The sequence below is a fragment of the Caproiciproducens sp. LBM24188 genome (assembly GCF_054130445.1).
Genome location: NZ_CP196862.1, coordinates 2,595,706 through 2,613,667, shown reverse-complemented (window position 1 = coordinate 2,613,667; position 17,962 = coordinate 2,595,706). Strand labels below are relative to the sequence as shown.

At 49.9% G+C, this 17,962-nt stretch carries 17 protein-coding genes; 7 read left to right on the top strand and 10 right to left on the bottom strand.

Annotated elements, in window-relative coordinates; genetic code table 11:
* Positions 1–56: 56 nt before the first annotated feature.
* The 10 genes from rhaA to ACSVDI_RS12260 all read right to left on the bottom strand — a co-directional run bounded on the left by rhaA (position 57) and on the right by ACSVDI_RS12260 (position 9,430).
* Positions 57–1,304, bottom strand: a complete 1,248-nt coding sequence (gene rhaA / locus ACSVDI_RS12305) for an L-rhamnose isomerase (RefSeq protein ID WP_457943293.1) — start codon at positions 1,302–1,304, stop codon at positions 57–59.
* A 24-nt stretch (positions 1,305–1,328) separates the two neighbouring features.
* Positions 1,329–2,723, bottom strand: coding sequence for a rhamnulokinase (gene rhaB, locus ACSVDI_RS12300; RefSeq protein WP_457943291.1), 1,395 nt, complete (start codon positions 2,721–2,723; stop codon positions 1,329–1,331).
* Between the two features lie 111 nt (positions 2,724–2,834).
* Entirely contained in the window at positions 2,835–3,794 is a 960-nt protein-coding gene (locus tag ACSVDI_RS12295) for an AraC family transcriptional regulator (RefSeq protein ID WP_457943289.1), read from the bottom strand.
* A gap of 258 nt (positions 3,795–4,052) precedes the next feature.
* Positions 4,053–4,607 carry a rubrerythrin family protein gene (locus ACSVDI_RS12290; protein WP_457943288.1) on the bottom strand — a complete coding sequence of 185 codons (555 nt, stop codon included), beginning with the start codon at positions 4,605–4,607 and terminating at the stop codon, positions 4,053–4,055.
* 86 nt (positions 4,608–4,693) lie between these two features.
* Complete coding sequence (locus ACSVDI_RS12285; protein ID WP_457943287.1) at positions 4,694–5,068, bottom strand: desulfoferrodoxin family protein; 375 nt, start codon at positions 5,066–5,068, stop codon at positions 4,694–4,696.
* An 80-nt stretch (positions 5,069–5,148) separates the two neighbouring features.
* Complete coding sequence (locus tag ACSVDI_RS12280; RefSeq protein ID WP_457943286.1) at positions 5,149–5,964, bottom strand: family 1 encapsulin nanocompartment shell protein; 816 nt, start codon at positions 5,962–5,964, stop codon at positions 5,149–5,151.
* Positions 5,961–6,338 carry a demethoxyubiquinone hydroxylase family protein gene (locus ACSVDI_RS12275; RefSeq protein ID WP_457943285.1) on the bottom strand — a complete coding sequence of 126 codons (378 nt, stop codon included), beginning with the start codon at positions 6,336–6,338 and terminating at the stop codon, positions 5,961–5,963. The genes ACSVDI_RS12280 and ACSVDI_RS12275 overlap by 4 nt, the downstream gene beginning before the upstream one ends.
* A 192-nt stretch (positions 6,339–6,530) precedes the next feature.
* A complete protein-coding gene (locus ACSVDI_RS12270; RefSeq protein ID WP_457943284.1) occupies positions 6,531–7,292 on the bottom strand; it encodes a protein-glutamine gamma-glutamyltransferase in 762 nt (253 codons plus the stop codon).
* Positions 7,289–8,287, bottom strand: coding sequence for a hypothetical protein (locus ACSVDI_RS12265; RefSeq protein WP_457943283.1), 999 nt, complete (start codon positions 8,285–8,287; stop codon positions 7,289–7,291). Before ACSVDI_RS12265 ends, ACSVDI_RS12270 begins: the two co-directional genes overlap by 4 nt.
* A gap of 243 nt (positions 8,288–8,530) precedes the next feature.
* Entirely contained in the window at positions 8,531–9,430 is a 900-nt protein-coding gene (locus tag ACSVDI_RS12260; RefSeq protein ID WP_457943282.1) for an SDR family oxidoreductase, read from the bottom strand.
* Positions 9,431–9,600: 170 nt separating this feature from the next.
* On the opposite strand from ACSVDI_RS12260, the gene ACSVDI_RS12255 reads away from it, so the two are divergent.
* The 7 genes from ACSVDI_RS12255 (at position 9,601) to ACSVDI_RS12225 (ending at position 17,877) form a co-directional block, all read left to right on the top strand.
* Positions 9,601–9,768 carry a DUF1540 domain-containing protein gene (locus ACSVDI_RS12255; protein ID WP_457943281.1) on the top strand — a complete coding sequence of 56 codons (168 nt, stop codon included), beginning with the start codon at positions 9,601–9,603 and terminating at the stop codon, positions 9,766–9,768.
* 669 nt (positions 9,769–10,437) lie between these two features.
* Positions 10,438–11,040, top strand: a complete 603-nt coding sequence (locus tag ACSVDI_RS12250; protein ID WP_457943280.1) for a TVP38/TMEM64 family protein — start codon at positions 10,438–10,440, stop codon at positions 11,038–11,040.
* A gap of 200 nt (positions 11,041–11,240) precedes the next feature.
* A complete protein-coding gene (locus ACSVDI_RS12245) occupies positions 11,241–12,092 on the top strand; it encodes a hypothetical protein (protein ID WP_457943279.1) in 852 nt (283 codons plus the stop codon).
* Positions 12,093–12,113: 21 nt separating this feature from the next.
* Positions 12,114–13,484: an efflux RND transporter periplasmic adaptor subunit gene (locus ACSVDI_RS12240; RefSeq protein WP_457943278.1), complete on the top strand. Its 1,371-nt coding sequence runs from the start codon at positions 12,114–12,116 to the stop codon at positions 13,482–13,484.
* 11 nt (positions 13,485–13,495) lie between these two features.
* The gene (locus tag ACSVDI_RS12235) at positions 13,496–14,215 is read left to right on the top strand and encodes an ABC transporter ATP-binding protein (protein WP_457943277.1); all 720 of its coding nucleotides are present in this window, start codon (positions 13,496–13,498) and stop codon (positions 14,213–14,215) included.
* Positions 14,206–15,453: an ABC transporter permease gene (locus ACSVDI_RS12230; RefSeq protein WP_457943275.1), complete on the top strand. Its 1,248-nt coding sequence runs from the start codon at positions 14,206–14,208 to the stop codon at positions 15,451–15,453. The genes ACSVDI_RS12235 and ACSVDI_RS12230 overlap by 10 nt, the downstream gene beginning before the upstream one ends.
* A gap of 279 nt (positions 15,454–15,732) precedes the next feature.
* Complete coding sequence (locus ACSVDI_RS12225) at positions 15,733–17,877, top strand: cell division protein FtsA (RefSeq protein WP_457943273.1); 2,145 nt, start codon at positions 15,733–15,735, stop codon at positions 17,875–17,877.
* Positions 17,878–17,962: the final 85 nt, after the last annotated feature.

The following is a 17,962-nucleotide window of genomic DNA, read 5'->3' as shown; positions in this document are numbered from 1 at the left end:
GAAGGAATTTTTCCAGAAAGGGGGACTTTCTGAATAAAATAGTTTTGTACGCTTACTTAATTTCGCTTGGAAAGAACGTCGGTTTCATACTGTTTGATTGACTGGAACCAGTCGCCCTGCGGCACGCCGCTCTTTTCACAGTAGGCATCCCATACGTCGCCAAACGGGAAGGTCTTCATTTCCTCGTTCATCACGAGTAGCTGCGTAAAGTCCGCGTTGTCCTGCATCTCTTTCATGGCCTTGTTCGGCATCAGCATGGCGTACAGAAGCGCTTTCTGCATATTGCGGGTGCCAATAACCCAGGCAGCAACGCGGTTAATGCTGGCATCGAAGAAGTCCAGTGCGATGAGCACACGGTCCAGCGCATCATTGCGGACAATTTCCTTCGCAATTTCCTTCAGCTCATCATCCAGAATTACCACATGGTCGCTGTCCCAGCGGACCGGGCGGGAAACGTGGAGCGCTACCTTATCAGCGAACACCAGCATGGAGGAAATTTTGTCGGAAACAACTTCTGTGGGGTGGTAGTGACCAGTGTCCAGCAAGCAGAGCTTGTTGTTTTTGGCTGCGTAATTCATATAGAATTCGCTGGAACCGACGGTGTAAGATTCCACGCCGATTGCGAATACCTTGGATTCAATGGTGTCAATGACATAGCGCTCGTCAACCTTCTGGGAGAAGATTTCATCCAGAGATTCCTTTAAGCGCATGCGGGGGCCGAGGCGGTCCCCTGGAATGTCCTTCATGCCGTCCGGAATCCAGATGTTGCACAGGCAGGGCTGGCCAAGCTCTTTGCCAAAGTATTCGGCAATGGTGCGGCAGGCTTTGCAGTGCTTAATCCAGTAATTCCGCACGACGGGGTCGGGGGAAGAAAGGGTAAGGCCGTTCTTGACCATGGGGCTGGAAAATAGGGTGGGATTAAAATCAAGGCCCAGTCCACGTTCTTTAGCAAATTCCACCCATTTGGCAAAGTGTTCGGGCTTTAATTCGCTGCGGTCCACTTTTTCGCCGTTGGTAATGGCGTAAATTGCATGCAGGTTGATTTTGTTTTTACCGGGAATCAGGCTGAGTGCTTTGTCGATGTCTGCCATCAGTTCTTCCGGGGTGCGTGCTTTTCCGGGGTAGTTGCCCGTAGTGGCAATGCCGTCCGACGCACCGCCGAAATCCTCAAATCCGTTCACGTCGTCGCCCTGCCAGCAGTGGATGGAAATTTTTACGTTAGCGAGTTTTTCAAGGGCCGCGTCGGTATCCACACCGATTTTTGCATAAGCCTTTTTTGCTTCTTCATATCTCTGATTGGGCATGCTTACATCTCCTTATTTCTATATTCAATGAAATTCTTTAATTTCGAAGGATTCGGCGACTGCCGCGCGCGCAGCGGTCAGGTCGGCAAACACGCCGTCCTTCAGCATCTGCGCCAGCAAATTGCCGATTGCCGTGGCCTCTACCGGGCCGGCCAGCACCGTTTTATGTGTGTACTGCGCGGTTAATGCGTTGAGAAAATCGTCTTTGGTGCCGCCGCCCACAATGTGGACCGCCGGATACTGCACACCCGAAACTTCCTCAATTTCGCGTACGGTGTCGCCGTAGCTTTTGGCAAGGCTGTGATAAATACAGGCGAACAACTGGCCAGTGCTTTCCGGCACCTGCTGATGGGTGCGCACGCAGTAGTCCCGAATGGCCTGTGTCATGTTGGCGGGGGACAGGAACGAAGCGTCGTTTACATTAATACGGGACGGGAACGTTTCGTTTTGCCGTGCCATGTCGCACAGTTCGTCAAAGCTGAGTTTATGTTCCAATTCACGGCGTGCAGACTGAATAATCCAGAGCCCCATAATGTTTTTCAAGAAGCGGAAGCGGTAATTGTAGCCGCCTTCGTTGGTGAAGTTCAGGCGCTGGCTGCGCATGCTGCAGTCGGGTTCCATGCGCTCCACACCCATCAGCGACCAGGTGCCGGAGCTTAAGTAAATGCCGTCGTTCGCAGGAACTGCCATGACGGCAGAACCGGTGTCGTGCGTTGCAGGCAGAACCACTTCGCAGTCGAAGCCGACTTCCTTCTGAATTTCCGGCAGGAAGTTCCCTACCACGGTTTTCGGCATAAAAATTTCGCCGAAGATGGATGGGTTGATGCCGAGCTTTTGCAGCAGTTCAGTGTCCCAGGTTTTGTTCTTCGCGTTGACCAGCTGGGTGGTGGTCGCGTTGGTATACTCGTTTTTCTTTACGCCGGACAGGAGAAAATTGAAATATTCCGGAACCATCAAAAAGCTTTTGGCCCGTTCCAGATACTCCGGAGTTTCCTTTTTGATGGCCATCAGCTGATAGATCGTATTAATTGCCATCTTCTGAATTCCGGTGCGTGCGTACAGTTCATCCGGTGGGACGATTTTTGCAACTTCCTCATCCATGCCGTTGGTGCGTAAATCGCGGTAGGCTACCGTGTCGCCGATGATGCGGTCGTTTTCATCCAGTAGCACAAAATCCACACCCCAAGTGTCGATTCCCGTGCTGGACGGGATTTTTCCAAGCTCTTTGCAGCGCTTCAGGCCGTTTTTAATTTCCGTAAACAAACGGTCGAAATCCCAGCAAAGGTGGCCGTTCTTGGAATGAAGACCATTTTCGAAGCGGTATACCTCTTCCAGAACGATTTTTCCATTTTCCAGACTGCCCAGAATATGTCTGCCGCTGGAAGCGCCGATATCCACCGCCAGATAATATTTGCTCATAATACATCCTCCACTCAAAAACTGCTTTCTGCATTCATTTTACCGAAGAGAAATGGAAAAAATAAGGACGTAGTTTGAAAAAAACTACGTCCTTATTTGCAATATTTTGAATTAACGTCTGCGGTATTCTTTGGGGCTTACCCCATAGGTGGAGCGGAAAATCCGATAAAAATAACTGGTGTTGTCATAACCCACTGCGTTGATGATGTCCGAAACGGAAAGGTTGGTGTCGTTTAAAAGCTGTACTGCCTTGTTCAGGCGTTTCTGCTGCAGTAGCTCCTTAAAGCTGCTGCCGGTTGCTGCTTGAAGCAGCCGGCTCAGTTTATATACCGACTGGTTCACCTGTGCTGCAAGGTCGGTCAAAGTACCGCTGCGGTAATGGTCCTCAATGTATTTCAGCGCGGTAAAAACAAGACGGTTTTCGTAATGCTCAATGCTGCCGCTGTCGATCAAATCGGCGCGGTTGAGCAGATGCATGAACAAAAGCCCCATTGTGTACTGGTTGACCTTGTCGTTGTTGTTCTGGCGGTTTAGAATGGACCAGACCAAGTTCTCCACCAGATTTTGGACCGGAATCACAGAAGCTGCGCTGAAGTAAAGATACTGGCCTTCGTTTTCCTCTTGACAGAGGGTGCTGACCAAAAATTTTCCGATGACGTTGTCCTTTTCAATCATCTGGAACGCAACGTCGAAAAATTCGGGGAGTACAATAAAATTAATGGCAATATCGTTTTGGGAAGCAGGCAGGATTTCATGAAAGGTGTGCTGGTTGAAGAACAGAAGATCACCCTGCCGCAGTTCCACTTTGGAAGTAGAATTGATGATGTGGGTCGTTTTGCCGGAGCACATGTAAACGATTTCAATATAATTGTGCCGGTGCTTTGGAAAATGGACGAACCTTGCGTTCGGGCGTACGTCAATCAGCTTGCCGCGGCGCAGCAGCTTTCGGCTGTCCACCACAAAGTCCTTTGCTTCGGAATAAATGCTTTTGTCTACTTCCCGCCGCTTTTGCAGGTATCCCTGTTCTTCCTCCGTGATTTCCATAAGCTTTCGCATGATTTCCTGATCCATGTTGCGCCAGTCCTTTCATGGCCCTTCCTGCCAAAATCCAATCTTTACATGAATCATACGATATCCGTACTGAAATGTCAAACAAACGCGGGAGGGAGGCCTGCCGCAGGGCAGAGCCTCCCTCTCGCAATCGTCAGGAACCACGGATGAATGCAATTCGCAAGCCGCTCAGGTCAGGAATGCAGCGGCTTTCATTGCTGCCGGACGACGGAGTCAGTGATCCCTAGGAATCCTGGATTCCATAGAATCAAAGATTCTTTAGAATTTAACATAGAATTCCTTTTTTGCTCCGCAAATCGGGCAGTTGTCCGGTGCCTGGTTCAAAATGGTGTGGCCGCAGACCGGGCAGACATAAATGGCTTCCAGTTCAATGTCCTTTCCTTGCCGGGCGGCGTCCTGAGCCATCTTGAATAACGCGGCATGGGTTTTTTCCGCTTCCAAGGCAAAGTGGAACGAACGCTGTGCACCTGCTTCTTCCTGGAATTTCGCTGCGTTCAGATAAACTGGGTACATCTGCTCCACTTCGTGGAGTTCCCCGTTGATGGCACCCTGCAGATTGTCAACGGTTTTTCCAACGCCGAAAACAGCACCCGCCGGTACGGTGGCATCGGCTGTATCACCACCGATTTCACGGAAATGGTTTCCGGCATGCACGCGCTCCGCGAAGGAAATGGCCTCAAACAGTCTTGCAATATTGGGGAAGCCTTCTTTTTTGGCCATATCTGCCCAAATCAGGTAACGCATGTGCGCCATGCTTTCTCCACCGTAAGCGGAATGAAGAAAATCGGAAGTCATTGCATTTTTTACTGCCATATTGATTACCCCCTAAAACATTTAATAATTTATATTACTGATAGAAATACCTGAAGAATGCGTAAAAGGAAGGGAAAAGGTGCGGATTAGAACTCGGCTTTCCACAGCCCGTGCAGATTGCAATATTCATAGACGGCACCGGAAGGAACGTCTTCAAATTCGGCAATCGGTTGCATACCGGGTTTCAGGAAAACAAACTGTACCTTGTCTTCCGTTACAAGGGCGATCCATTCAATATGATGTTCTACCTCCATAGGATGCAGGATGGAACCAATGGTTACCTTCAGCTTACCGTTTTCCCTTGTAATTGCGGGAATATGTTTTTCCTGAACAGCTTCGGTTGTGTTGGCTTCCAGCTTCGTCATGGGTTGTCCGCAGCAGGTCAGGGTTCCGCCGCCGTTTTTCAGCAGGGCAACAACATTGCCGCATATCTTACAACGATAAAAAGTTACATTTGGCATTTTACATTACTCCTTTATTACACCATTTCGGTGTTTTATTTCTTGAATTTATATTCTTCTCTATTGATAAAATGAACCGATTATTCGAATACGATGATGGCATCTTCCCGCTTGATGCGCAGAAGAAGGGTTTCCAGAATCCGGAATACGTGGTTCAGGTCCTTTTGCTCCAGATACGCCGTAGCCAGATCCTGACCGATTACCAAATCCATATTTTCCGGTTCGGGGCATGCCAGAATCGCTTTGGAGCTGCCCAGCGCCGGCGCGTTCAAAACCTTGCGGCCCAGCAGCTTTTCAATCCGGTCCAGTTCCAGCAGCCCGGTTCCGGGCTGAATCCGCTGAAGCTGGTAGTAAACGTCTGGGCTGACAATCAGCACCAGAGAACCGTGAATTCCATTCTGTACCAAGGTGGCTACCCCGGCGGCAATGTCGGAAAAAGCGTTTTCACCGGAGGACCAGTCGCTGCGCTTGATTTTACGGCTCCCGGGGGCGGTGAGCATTCCTTTGAAACCGTGCGCTTCCTCGCCGAAATAAATGAAACGGTCTTCCTTCAGGGCGCAGGCTTGTGCGGCTCGTTTTGCTGCGGAGAAATCAAATGGGAACCCCTGATCCTTACTGTATTCCAAATCTCTTGCTATGATGGTGAAGTCTTCATAAATACCGGGGATTTCCTCATATTTTCTGCCTTGAATTGTAATCAGTCCGTCTTCCGATACCTCTTGTGTCTGGTTTGCCGTATCCACTGGAATGCTTTCCGCACCGGGTCCCAGCGGCCCCATAAGATGAAGAAACCTTCTTCCGGTCAAGGCTTCAGCGGCGGCGGAAACCACCACCGAATCGAGTTCTTTCCAGAATTCTTGGGAAAGATTCGAATTTTCACGGGATAAATAACTCATATTTTGCCGCTCCTTTCCAATAAGCTGCCGACGGTGGCTTTGGGCGACGGGGGAAGCGCTTCGTCTTCTTCGAGAAAACCTTGGTCCTCAAGCATTTCGTGCACCTCCGATTCCCCGGAGGCAAACCATTCAGCCTCTTGAGGATCTAGCTTTTTCAGAAGGGCCATCAGTTCCCCAACATGCGCCTTTTCTTCGTCGCGAATGTCCGCAATGACTTTTTTCGCGATTTCATTATCGGTTGCCTGCACATGCGCGTCGTAAAGATAGATTGCTTCCAATTCGCCCGCAAGATCCAACCGAATTGCCTGAATCAGTTCCTCATCTGTTAATTTTCGCTCTACATTTGCTTGAAACGGATTCGCAAAAGCTGGCATGTTTTTCAACCTCCTTAAAAATATATAAATAATAATAACTATTCTTAATTTTGGCCTTATTATAGCATTAAAGATTGGAAAAATCAAGTAGTAAAATGCAAATTAATCAGTTTAGTATTTGAATCAATTTCACAAAAATACACGGCAGCTGAAACTGCCGTGTAGAAACGGAATATGGAATTGCTGAAATTGTTACGCCGCGCTGCGGCGGTAGATATTGTAAAGTTTGTCAAAATCCGGCCGGCCGGCTGAATCCATCAGGTAGGCGGAATCATCGGCTCGTTCCATCCGATTCTGATTCAGCACTTTTATAATGTTGTCTGCTGACCCAATTCCAATGCCATGGCCGTAGTAGGTACCATCCCCAAGGTCAATGACGTTTTCCCCCTGCCATTCGGGAGTAAGAGGGTCCACATCAGGGTTCATAAAATATCTGCGGTCACCGGGAAGATAATCGCTAGCCCGGTTAATGTTGCCCACTTCCTGAAGAATGCGGTCGATTCGATGCCAGTTCATCAGGTATATGCTGGGAAAGGTTTTGTTGAAAGCGTCTTCAGGCATCATGTTGAGAAGCGCCTTATAATATAATATTAAAAGTGCCGTGGCACATTCCGTCGCATACTGGGAGCCGTTTTCAAAAATATCTCGGATGGCGTCGCTGGCTTTCACCCCTGGCTTCATCCGGAAGCCGCCCTCCCGCGTGCGCTCCCAGTAAGCTGGGTTGCATTTGGACTTGCGGAAAACCGCGAAGTTCAGCCCGCTGCGGTATTGTTCGCGTGCTGCGTTGATGATTTCCCTGCGCAGCCTCAGCTCAAATTTCAGGCGTTCGGGGGAATCGTATTGGTATTGTGTTCTGCTGTTCAGCAGCGTGTGGAACATTGCCTTTTCCAGTGCGCCCGAAGCGTAGGCCGAAGCGTCCTCCGCCTGGAGCGTTTTCCCTGCAACACGAATCATGACGCATCCCTCCCACCGTTTTTCGCAATACGGATTTGCTCCCCAACGGGGTTATGAAGCCACTGCTGCCAGCTGTTTAGGTCCGATTCATGCAGGCGGCGGGAATAATCGGCCAGCACTTCTTTTTCGTCGTCCTGCCTTTCCCGGAAATGCTTCAGGCAACTGTCTTCCTCTTCGGTAAGCGGGGAAAGCGGTTTTCGGCTGCGCGGGGAAATCGCTTTATTCAGGTATTTTGCTCCAAGGTCCACGTGGCACACGGCGGGGCTGTTGGTCAGGTTTAAGCTTTCGCCGGTAAAATATAGATAGGGTTTGTTTTCATCAATCCAACGGTTCAGTTCCCGATATTTGTTGTGGCATCCGCGCACCGTACGCAGTTCGGACGGCTCTATGTGCAGCAGTGTCGCAGCCAGTTCGGCATCCCTGCGGTCGTGGGACAGCAGGCGTTTGGCAATGTAGCGCAGGGAGTCGGGTTCCCGCGACTGAAAGTAAGCCCATGTTAGGTCGTGCAGGTAAGAATCTTTGCGGTTTCGCCTAAAAATCAGGTCTGCCACTTGTGGGAGAATTCTTTTTTCATGGTGGGTTTTAATTAATATAGAAGCGGTGGTGTCTAAAATCAGGTCAAATTCTTCGTTTAGCCCATCGTCCGCCGTTCCTGTTTCAAACATCCACAGCAGGACGTTGTGTACCTCTTCACTGTCCAGGGAAAGAGCCGGTTCTTGGTCGTTTCCCGCTTTTTTCTCGCGCGTCATCCGCTCGCAAAGATGCAGTGCGATTTGGTTCCGCTCGCACAGGGAGCCGCGGAACCCCAGTTCTTCTATCGCTGGCCAAAGAATGTAAAGGGATGCAAACTGAAGAGCGTCGTCGTTGATGAGCCGCAGCGCGGTTTCGCTGCGGTTCTGTGCCAGCCGGTAAAAGGCCGACCGGCAGCTTCGGGTTCCCCTGGCCCGACGAATGGAGTCCAACTCGTTCACCGGGCAGGAATAATTGTAATTCATACCAATTCCGCCTTTTCTTTTTCGCGGTTTCCTCGATGAAAAAAGAGAATATTTAAGGCTGAAAGAAACCGTATTCTTACTTCCATAATATTAGAAACGGGGGAATTGTTTCAGATTTTTATCTGCTGAGGAGGAATTACGAGGCCGCTGCGGTGCCACGGCAAACATACAGCAAAAATGCGCCCTGATACATCAGGGCGCATTTTTTATGAGGGATGCTATGGAAGACCCCTTTCTGCAAATTCAGGATTCTACCGGTGTGCCGCCGTTGACGTGCAGCACTTGGCCCGTTACGCACACCGAATCGTCAGAAGCCAGGTAAACGTAGGCCGGTGCGATTTCAAACGGCTGGGAAGCACGCTTCAGCGGAACATCCGACCCAAATGATTTGACTTGCTCCGGCGGAAAGCTTGCTACAATCAGCGGTGTCCAAACCGGGCCGGGCGCGACCGCGTTGACCCGTATTTTTTTCTCCGCCAGATTTGCCGCGAGTGCGCGTGTAAAGGACACAATCGCTCCCTTGGTGGCGGAGTAGTCAATCAGGGTTTTGTTGCCTTCATAGGCGGTGACAGACGCGGTATTAATAATGGAAGCTCCTTGCTGCAGATGCGGCAGAGCAGCCCGGGTCAAATAAAACATGGAAAAAACATTTGTGCGGAACGTCAGTTCCAGCTGTTCGTCGCTGATTTTGCTCAGGCAGTCCTGCGGGTACTGTACGGCCGCGTTGTTCACCAGAATATCCAGATGCCCCAGGGAAGAAACGGCATTTTCCACGGATTGTTTACAGAACTGGGGATCGGTAATATCTCCTTCCAAAAGGACGCATTTCCGGCCGAGCTTTGCCAGATAAGCCTGTGTTTCCTGCGCGTCCTGCGTTTCATTCCGGTAAATGATGGCAAGGTCAGCGCCTTCCTTGGCAAACGCCACCGCTACCGCCCGGCCGATACCGCTGTCACCTCCGGTAATGATTGCCGCCCGCCCATTCAGTTTACCGGAACCATGGACGTCCGGATTGTCAAAAATCGGGCGCGGCGTCATTTCCGCTTCTACTCCGGGCTGCACATTCTGGCGCTGCGGGGGAAACGCAATCGCGCGTTCGCTGCATACGGTCTCCGTACCAAGGGGAGGATAATTTGGGTACATCTCATCGGCTCCTTTTTCAAAAAAATGCTTTTTATTTTATAATTCTTATAGTCGCCGTACCCTCTGATTTTATTCAAAGGTTCGGTTTCGTTTTTTCAATTTACCGGAAATTGATTTTGATAATTTTCCGCCCGGTGGACAAAATAGGTTTCGGAAAGGAGGCTTTTATAATGGATAATAGTAATACCAACCCCAGCATTGAGTGTTCTGTTTGGCAGTGCAAATACCATAACACCGATCAGGAATACTGTGCTTTGAATAAAATTAAGGTCGGTACCCACGAAGCAGACCCGACTGTTATGCAGTGCACGGACTGTGAATCGTTTGAAAAGAAATAAAATAAAGGACTCTGGCGGAACTTCCGTACAGAGTCCTTTTTGGTATTTTCGGTCCAATTACTCCTAGTTTGCGTTCACATTGTTTCAGCGAAAACGGGGATTTTTACCTGCAGAAAGGGCTGGGTGCATGTAGTACAGACGCATGGCATCACCGTTTGTTCACTAAAATTTAACGAATTTATCTTTGCGTTCTTTATTGACAGGCGTGAATTTTTATCCTATAATCTTATTGTATTATTACATTAATACAATAATACTAATTAATATTTATTTTCCTGCTTAAAATAGGTTATATTTCCTAAGTAACCAAGGATGAAAGCAATTTGATAGCCACTCAGGCCAGAATATTCGCGGTTCAGTCTTACGATTAAACCAGTGCTTACCTAAAAAGTTTCAATACTGTGATGTTTCATGGTACGATTGAGATCTTTTGGTGACCTTTATCCTTTACAAGAAAGGATAGGAACAAAGGAAATAGAACAGGGAGATGGGAATATTCGACATTTAGGATACAAACAAAGAAGAAAGATTTTAACTTTACTTTCCGTAGTCGTTTTAATTGCTTTTTTCACGGCAGCAACCGTAATCCTGTGGAACCCACTGATTAGCACCGTTCAAAAGCCGGAGCAGTTCCGCATGTGGGTCAATTCCAATGGAATATGGGGCCGATTGGCTTTTATCGGGATGGTCGTGCTGCAAGTGATTTTTGCCATCATTCCAGGCGAACCGGTGGAACTTGGAGCAGGTTATGCCTTTGGCACTTTCGAGGGAACCATCCTGTGTCTGACCGGAGCTGCCGTTGGAACGTCCGTGATCTTCCTGTTTACCAAACTGCTTGGCATCCGTCTGATAGAAGCACTGGTCGGCAGGCAAAAACTTCGGTCTATGCTATTTTTGAAAAACAGCAGAAATCTGAATCTGCTGATCTTTCTCCTGTTTTTTATACCGGGTACACCGAAAGATGTCATTACCTATGTAATCGGCTTCACACCGGTAAAGCTGACAACGTTCCTGATTCTTACCAGCATTGCTCGCATTCCGTCCGTTCTTACTTCCACAATTACGGGGAACGCATTGGGTTCACAGGATTATAAGACCGCTATTATCGTCTATGCTGTGACGGGTGCGATCAGCCTTGCCGGGCTGCTGGTTTATCGAAAAATTTCAGCCAGTATTCGAAAGCGTAAATCCAAACGCAGCACATCGACCCCGAATGAAACCGATTATAACGTAGAAGAGCACGGTGAAACAGATTCGTTACAGCAATTCTAAAGCCGCTTCAGCCAGAATATTCGCGGCTTTGAATTGCTGTTTTACCGACTTTATGAGCAGTCCCCTAGAAGTTTTATGAACGTTTTCGTTTGACCGTATCTTCACGTTTTATTCACAATTTCAAGGGAAAAGTTGGTATAATCACATTTAATTAGATTTAAAATTAGTCGCTTATCATCATCACTAAGGAGGAATACATTTTGAAAAAGATTTTTAGCCTGTTCCTTGCAGTTCTTATCACGGTAACGGCGGGCATTCCTGCTTTTGCTGCGACGCGGAAGGGCGATACCGTTACGCTTTCCATGGAGAACCTGGAAGACCTGCTCCCGGGGAATTCACAAAGCGGAACCTACGATCAGCAGCTGCTTTCCGCGCAGATTCAATATCTTACATACTGCAACGACATGCTGATAACCGACTCGGACACCTACACCTACAACAGCAAGGTGCAGGAACGGGACAACGCAAAAAAGAAGTATGAGCAGGGGTACGGCTCGAAAAAGGCTTATGACGACGCGGTTCAGGCAGTGACGGACCAACTGAACAGCCAACAGCAGCATTCCATGAAACGTTCCCAGGACTCCTTGGTGCTCCGGCATATGCTGGAACTGGACGACGTGGATAAGCTGGTCGTAAAGCCCATGGATTACAGCAAACTGGATTTGGAAGCGAAGATCAACAATATTAATTACAAATCGGACCTTAAAAAATTAGGATGGAATGATTTGTCCGGTTCCGATGCGTCGGATTCCGAGATGACCGGCGGAGTGGAAGCGTTCCACACTCTGTACAATGCGCTGAAATCCGCAGGAGATCAATATCATCAGAATAACGATACTTACCAGAAAAAACAAAACGACTTGCAGACAACAAAGCAGAAAGTGGCTGCAGGGTATGCTTCCCAGAAGGAACTGGACGATTTGAATCAGGAGGTTCAGGTTCTGGCCAATACCGTGGCACAGAATAAGAACAGCCTTTATATGGCGTACCTTAAGTATGACTATGCACGCGACCATAATGGCGAAAGCCCCGACGCAGTTCAATATTATTAATTGTTATTAGGAGTAGACAATATGAAAACGCACAGGTTCCACCTCAGCAAAAAGAAAATTATTATTTTCGCGGTTCTGTTGGTGATTGTCGCCGTACTGTTTTACGCGTGTTCTCGTTCTGCGGCGGCTGCAAAAGAAAACCTGATTCCACAGGTACAAACGACTTCGCTGAAAAAAACAAGTATTCAGGATAGTGTCAGCGTGACGGGTACCGTACAGAGCAACAACTCCAAAAATGTTTACACCACACTGACATATCCGGTGAAAGAAGTGTACGCTAAGGTCGGCGACGTGGTAAAAGCCGGCCAGACGTTGGCAATTCTGGATACGGACTCCCTTTCCAAAGACGTAGAGAGCGCGAAGTACAGCAACGAATATGCACAGAAAAGCGCCAGACTCGCGTTGGAAAAGGCAAAAGCCGATTATGAAAACGCGCTGTCCCTGTACAATAACAATCAAAACGCGGATATCGTTTCCGCCAAAGCGGCGCTAACGGCGGCGCAGCAGGATTTAAACACGGAAAAATCCAATTACAACTATGCGAAATACCAGTATGACAACGGGGAGATTTCCAAGCTGGCGCTGGATCAGGCAAAGGCGAAACTGACGGCGGCGCAGAATGCCTATGATAAAGCGTCCACTTCGCTGACCGTTGCGCAGAATCAGGCACAGCAGAATTTGAAAGCCCTGAAAAACGCTTATGATGCGGCTCAGGCCAAGATGAACGACAAAAGCCAGGATGTTACGCTGGCAAAACAGCAGGAAAACCTGCGGGACGGTGTCATTACTGCGCCGATTGACGGAACGGTTACCGTTTCCAACGCAGTGGTGGGGGCTGTGCCGAACGGTGTTCTGTTTACCGTGGAGGACACGAACGATCTGATTGTAAAAACGCAGATTAAGGAATACGATGTTGACCAGGTTACTGTGGGCAAAAAAGTGGTGATTAAAACCGATGCCAGCGGGGATAAGGAAATCGCGGGCGTTGTCACAAAGGTGGCACCGGCGGCAACCGTAAATACCGTTCAGGGAACGCAGACGACCACAACCTCGCAAGACAACGGCACCGTCACGTTTGCGGCGGAAGTGAAAATCACCCAGAATAATCCGCAAATCCGAATTGGCATGAAGGCCAGACTGAATATCATCCTCAACCAAAAAGCAGATATTTACACCGTACCCTACGACGCGGTTCTGCACGACGCGGACGGCAGCGCTTATGTGTTTGAGGCAGTGAAGGACCAGAACGGCTACAAGGCAAAGAAATTGCCGGTTCAAACCGGGCTGGAAAACGATATTTCCATTGAAGTTTCCGGCAGCGGCATCAAGGATGGCGTTCAGATTGTCAATAACCCGGAGAATATCTCAGACGGCTCTAAGCTGAAGATGTAACGGGGGCGGCTATGAGCAGAGTGATTATTGAGATGCACGATATTTACAAACGCTTTTATATCGGCACTCCGAACGAACTGGAAATTATCAAGGGGATCAACCTGCAGGTGAACGAAGGGGATTTTGTTTCCATCGTGGGCGCGTCCGGCTCCGGCAAAAGTACGCTGATGAATATGATTGGCGTGCTGGACCGCCCCACCGAGGGAGAATATCTTCTGGACGGCATTCCGATTTCTAAAATGAGTGACAACGAAATGTCCGATGTACGCAACCGGAAAATCGGGTTCGTGTTCCAGACCTTTAACTTGATTCCGCGCAGCAGCGCGCTGAAGAATGTGGAGCTGCCCATGCTGTATGCCGGTGTGGACGGAAGGAAAAGAGTGGCGCGCGCCAAAGAGCTTCTGGAAATGGTGGGTATGGGTGACCGCATGTATCACCTGCCGAACGAGCTTTCCGGCGGGCAGAAGCAGCGCGTTGCTATTGCCCGCGCGCTGGCCAACGACCCGGCCATGATTTTGGCAGATGAACCAACCGGCGCGCTGGATTCCACCACCGGACGCATGGTGATGGATTTGTTCCACAAGGTTCACCGGGAGGATGGGAAAACCATTGTTCTGATTACCCATAACAACGAGCTGGCTGCAGAAACCGACCGCATTGTAACGATTCGCGATGGACGCATTGTGTCGGATGAGCCGGGAGCGGGAAAGGCGGCGCAGCTATGTTCCTGAAAGAAAATGTCCTGCTTGCAGTCGCAGGGCTGAAATCCAACAAGGTGCGTGCCCTGCTGACCATGCTCGGGATTATCATCGGAATTGGATCGGTCATCGCCATTGTGTCCATCGGTGACGCGCTGACCAATAAAGTGAACGACACCATGTCCTCTTTGGGTGCCAACAACATTGTTGTTTCCGTTGTACCCAGGGACAGCCAGAGTAGCTGGGACAAAGTCGACGACAGCGATCTGCTTTCCCGTGAACAAATCGAAAAATTCCAGCAGAAATACGCGAATGAGATTGAAAACGTGACCCTTGCCGCCGGCGGGGGAAGCGGGCAGGTAAAGGACGGCCGGCTTTACGCAAACGTATCCGTGCAGGGTGTGAACGAAGGCTACCAGGCTTTTAAAAATATTAAAATTAGCAGCGGCCGGTTTCTGAAAGACCGGGACATCGACCAATCCCGTCGTGTTGCAGTGGTTTCCGATAAACTAATCGGAAAGATGTTTAAAAGCGGCGTTGACCCGTTGGGAAAAGAAATTACGTTATACAGCGGGGACGACGTGAGCACCTACATGGTGGTCGGCGTATATAAATATGAGCAGACCGCCATGATGGGAATGGGTGGAACGGCGGACGAGGACATTTCCACCGCAATGTATGTCCCCATTACCGTGGCAACCGAACATCTGGACAATCAAAACTATTCGGATTTTGCTGTAAAAGCAAAGTCTACGGTGGATTCCACCGCTTTTACCAAAACGATTCAAAAATACTTTGATAAGCTTTATGCGGGAAATGAAAGATACCGGTGTGATGTTCGGAATATGGAAGATATGATGACCGAAGTAAATTCGATGATGGGAACTATCTCTATCGCCGTTGCGGCCATTGCTGCTATCGCGCTGCTGGTCGGCGGAATCGGCGTTATGAATATCATGTTGGTTTCCGTCACGGAGCGAACCCGCGAAATCGGCACGCGAAAGGCGCTTGGAGCGCGCAACAGTTTTATCCGTACCCAGTTTATCGTGGAGTCCATCATCATTTGCGTGGTCGGCGGGGCAATCGGAATTCTGTTCGGCATATTGCTTGCGGCAATCGGGGTGCATTTGCTCGGGGCGGAGCTCACCGTTTCGATTCCCATTATCTTTATTAGCGTCGGATTTTCTATGGCCATTGGTATTTTCTTTGGCTATTACCCGGCGAACAAGGCAGCAAAGCTGGACCCGATCGAAGCCCTGCGTTACGAATAAACCAATCGAAATACATTTCCAATACCACCGGGCATTTCTGCCCGAGCGTTTCACAGCCGTTCCGGTGATTCCGGGGCGGCTGTTTTCTATAGAAAACTTGCCCTGTTCTGCCGGAGAAAAACGCGGTTTTGCCTGCAAATTCGCCTATGCGCAGCTTCTGGATTGATTGCAATTTGTGCCGATATATAGTAGAATTAAACTAAAATTAGCGGAAATTGGCGGAACAGGCCGCGGAACAAGGCCTGAGAACGGATTCCGCCCAAGCGGAGGCTGCGGGTTATGAAAACGAAGCAAAAGACGGAACAGGAAAACAGAACGGCGCAAACTCCGGAGGACTACATATTTGCCCTGGATATCGGCACGCGCAGTGTAATTGGAATTGTAGGCGTACCGGATGGGGAAAAGCTCCGCATTGTCGCCGTGGAATCGGAAGAACATAAAAAGCGCGCCATGATTGACGGGCAGATTGAAGATATTGAACAGGTCAGCCGCGTGGCGGGCCATGTAAAGGAACGACTGGAAAAACGGCTGGGGTACCAGCTGAAGCATGTTTGTGTCGCCGCGGCAGGGCGTGCCCTGCGCACCGAGAAAGCAACTTTTGAAATGGAGCTTGACGACAACCAGCCGATTCAGCAGGATTTGATTTGCCGGCTGGAAGCTGGCGCCATTGAAGTCGCCGAACGGCAGTTTGAGCCGCAGGTGGGAGCGGATCATGTCTTTTATTTGGTTGGATACTCCGTAATGGAATACCGGCTGGACGATTACCCGATTTCCACCCTTTTGGATCACCGGGGAAAGTGTATTGCCGTAGACGTCATCGCGACTTTTCTGCCGCGTGAAGTGGTGGACAGCCTTTATACCACCATGCATAAAATCGGGCTGGATGTTGCCAGCCTGACGCTGGAACCAATTGCAGCGATGAACGCCGCAATTCCGGAAAAGCTGCGTCTGCTGAATTTGGCACTGGTGGATATTGGCGCCGGCACTTCCGACATTGCCATTTCCAAAGACGGCAGCGTGGTGGCGTATACTATGGCTACGGTGGCCGGGGATGAAATTACGGAAGCCATCATGAAACACTATTTGGTAGAGTTTAACCACGCGGAGGAAATCAAGCACCGAATCAGCAGCAGTGAAAGCTTTACTTATACGGATATTCTCGGATTTGAGCAGACCGTTTCCGCCGACGAGCTGCGGCAGACACTGGAACCGGATATCCGCTCGCTCTGTCAGGAAATCAGCGAAGACATTGAAAAGGTGAATGGGGGAAAGCCCTCTGCCGTGTTCCTGGTGGGCGGCGGCAGCAAGCTGCCGGGAATGTGCGGCTACGTGGCGGAATACCTCGATTTGCCGCAGAATCGTGTTGCGATTGGCGGCAACAATTTTATGCTGCATGTGGATTCGCCGGATTATGACGTTTCCGGGCCGGAATTTGCCACTCCGCTCGGCATTGCGGTTTCCGCTGCGCTGAACCTGATTAGCGACAGCTTTTCCATAACCCTGAACGGGAACAAGGCGAAGCTGTTCCGCAGCAAAAAGCTGACGGTGCTGGATGTGCTCATGATGAACGGGTACGGCTACAATCAGCTGATCAGCCGTTCCGGCCGCAGCGTGCTGGTGGAAGTAAACGGGGAGAAACGGGTTTTCCGGGGCGGTGTGCCGGAAGTGGCGAAAATCCTTATCAACGGGGCGGAAGCAACGGTTTCTTCCCTGGTAAAGGCCGGGGATGACATTACCTTTCAAGCTGCCGTTCCGGGGAAGGATGCCCGCCCGTTCCTGTACGAAGCGGTGCCATTTACCGACCCGGGCACCGTCACGTTCCTTGGAAAGTCCTATTCCATCGGAACCCGGGCGCTCGTCAACGGTGTTCTGTCCGCACCGGACACGGTTCTTCAGCATCATGACACAGTCGAATACACCCAGATTGTCACGCTGGGGGATTTGCTTCGTTCTCTGGAAGCTCCGGAGGATGCAGAATACTGGATCAACGGCAAGTCTGCGCAGGCCGGCATGGTTTTGTCCGACGGGGATGTGATTACCGCGGAACCGGAAAAAGAAGAAAAGCCCGAAGAAGTGCAGCCGGCGCCTGTTCCTTCGGTGCAGCAGGAGGCGGCCCCTATGGAAACCCATTCCTTGGAGTCGGTTTCCCCGGAGGACGTTCCCGGGGAAGCTGCTGCGGAACCGGAAGAGGAAGTTCCCCAAACGGCGGTCCTACATGTGGTGCTGAATAATGAGTATCTGTCCCTTCCGCAGAAGGAGGGGGGCACTCCGTATTACCTGGTGGATATGCTGAACCTGGTGCACATGGACTTGACCAAACCGGAGGGCCGAAGAATTGTGATTCAGATTAACGGAGCAGATGCCGCCTATCTGCAAAAGCTGCAGGAAGGCGATGTCATCGACATCCACTGGGAAGAACCTTAAGTTACCGAAAAAGCACTGCCGCACCCTACGCGGTGATACAAATAAAGGGAGTAAGGTCAAATGAATGAAAATTCATTTGACCTTA

Coding starts and splice junctions, on each gene's coding strand:
- rhaA (WP_457943293.1), bottom strand. CDS start 1,304: ATGCCCAATCAGAGATATGAAGAAGCAAAAAAGGCTTATGCAAAAATC.
- rhaB (WP_457943291.1), bottom strand. CDS start 2,723: ATGAGCAAATATTATCTGGCGGTGGATATCGGCGCTTCCAGCGGCAGA.
- ACSVDI_RS12295 (WP_457943289.1), bottom strand. CDS start 3,794: ATGGATCAGGAAATCATGCGAAAGCTTATGGAAATCACGGAGGAAGAA.
- ACSVDI_RS12290 (WP_457943288.1), bottom strand. CDS start 4,607: ATGGCAGTAAAAAATGCAATGACTTCCGATTTTCTTCATTCCGCTTAC.
- ACSVDI_RS12285 (WP_457943287.1), bottom strand. CDS start 5,068: ATGCCAAATGTAACTTTTTATCGTTGTAAGATATGCGGCAATGTTGTT.
- ACSVDI_RS12280 (WP_457943286.1), bottom strand. CDS start 5,964: ATGAGTTATTTATCCCGTGAAAATTCGAATCTTTCCCAAGAATTCTGG.
- ACSVDI_RS12275 (WP_457943285.1), bottom strand. CDS start 6,338: ATGCCAGCTTTTGCGAATCCGTTTCAAGCAAATGTAGAGCGAAAATTA.
- ACSVDI_RS12270 (WP_457943284.1), bottom strand. CDS start 7,292: ATGATTCGTGTTGCAGGGAAAACGCTCCAGGCGGAGGACGCTTCGGCC.
- ACSVDI_RS12265 (WP_457943283.1), bottom strand. CDS start 8,287: ATGAATTACAATTATTCCTGCCCGGTGAACGAGTTGGACTCCATTCGT.
- ACSVDI_RS12260 (WP_457943282.1), bottom strand. CDS start 9,430: ATGTACCCAAATTATCCTCCCCTTGGTACGGAGACCGTATGCAGCGAA.
- ACSVDI_RS12255 (WP_457943281.1), top strand. CDS start 9,601: ATGGATAATAGTAATACCAACCCCAGCATTGAGTGTTCTGTTTGGCAG.
- ACSVDI_RS12240 (WP_457943278.1), top strand. CDS start 12,114: ATGAAAACGCACAGGTTCCACCTCAGCAAAAAGAAAATTATTATTTTC.
- ACSVDI_RS12235 (WP_457943277.1), top strand. CDS start 13,496: ATGAGCAGAGTGATTATTGAGATGCACGATATTTACAAACGCTTTTAT.
- ACSVDI_RS12230 (WP_457943275.1), top strand. CDS start 14,206: ATGTTCCTGAAAGAAAATGTCCTGCTTGCAGTCGCAGGGCTGAAATCC.
- ACSVDI_RS12225 (WP_457943273.1), top strand. CDS start 15,733: ATGAAAACGAAGCAAAAGACGGAACAGGAAAACAGAACGGCGCAAACT.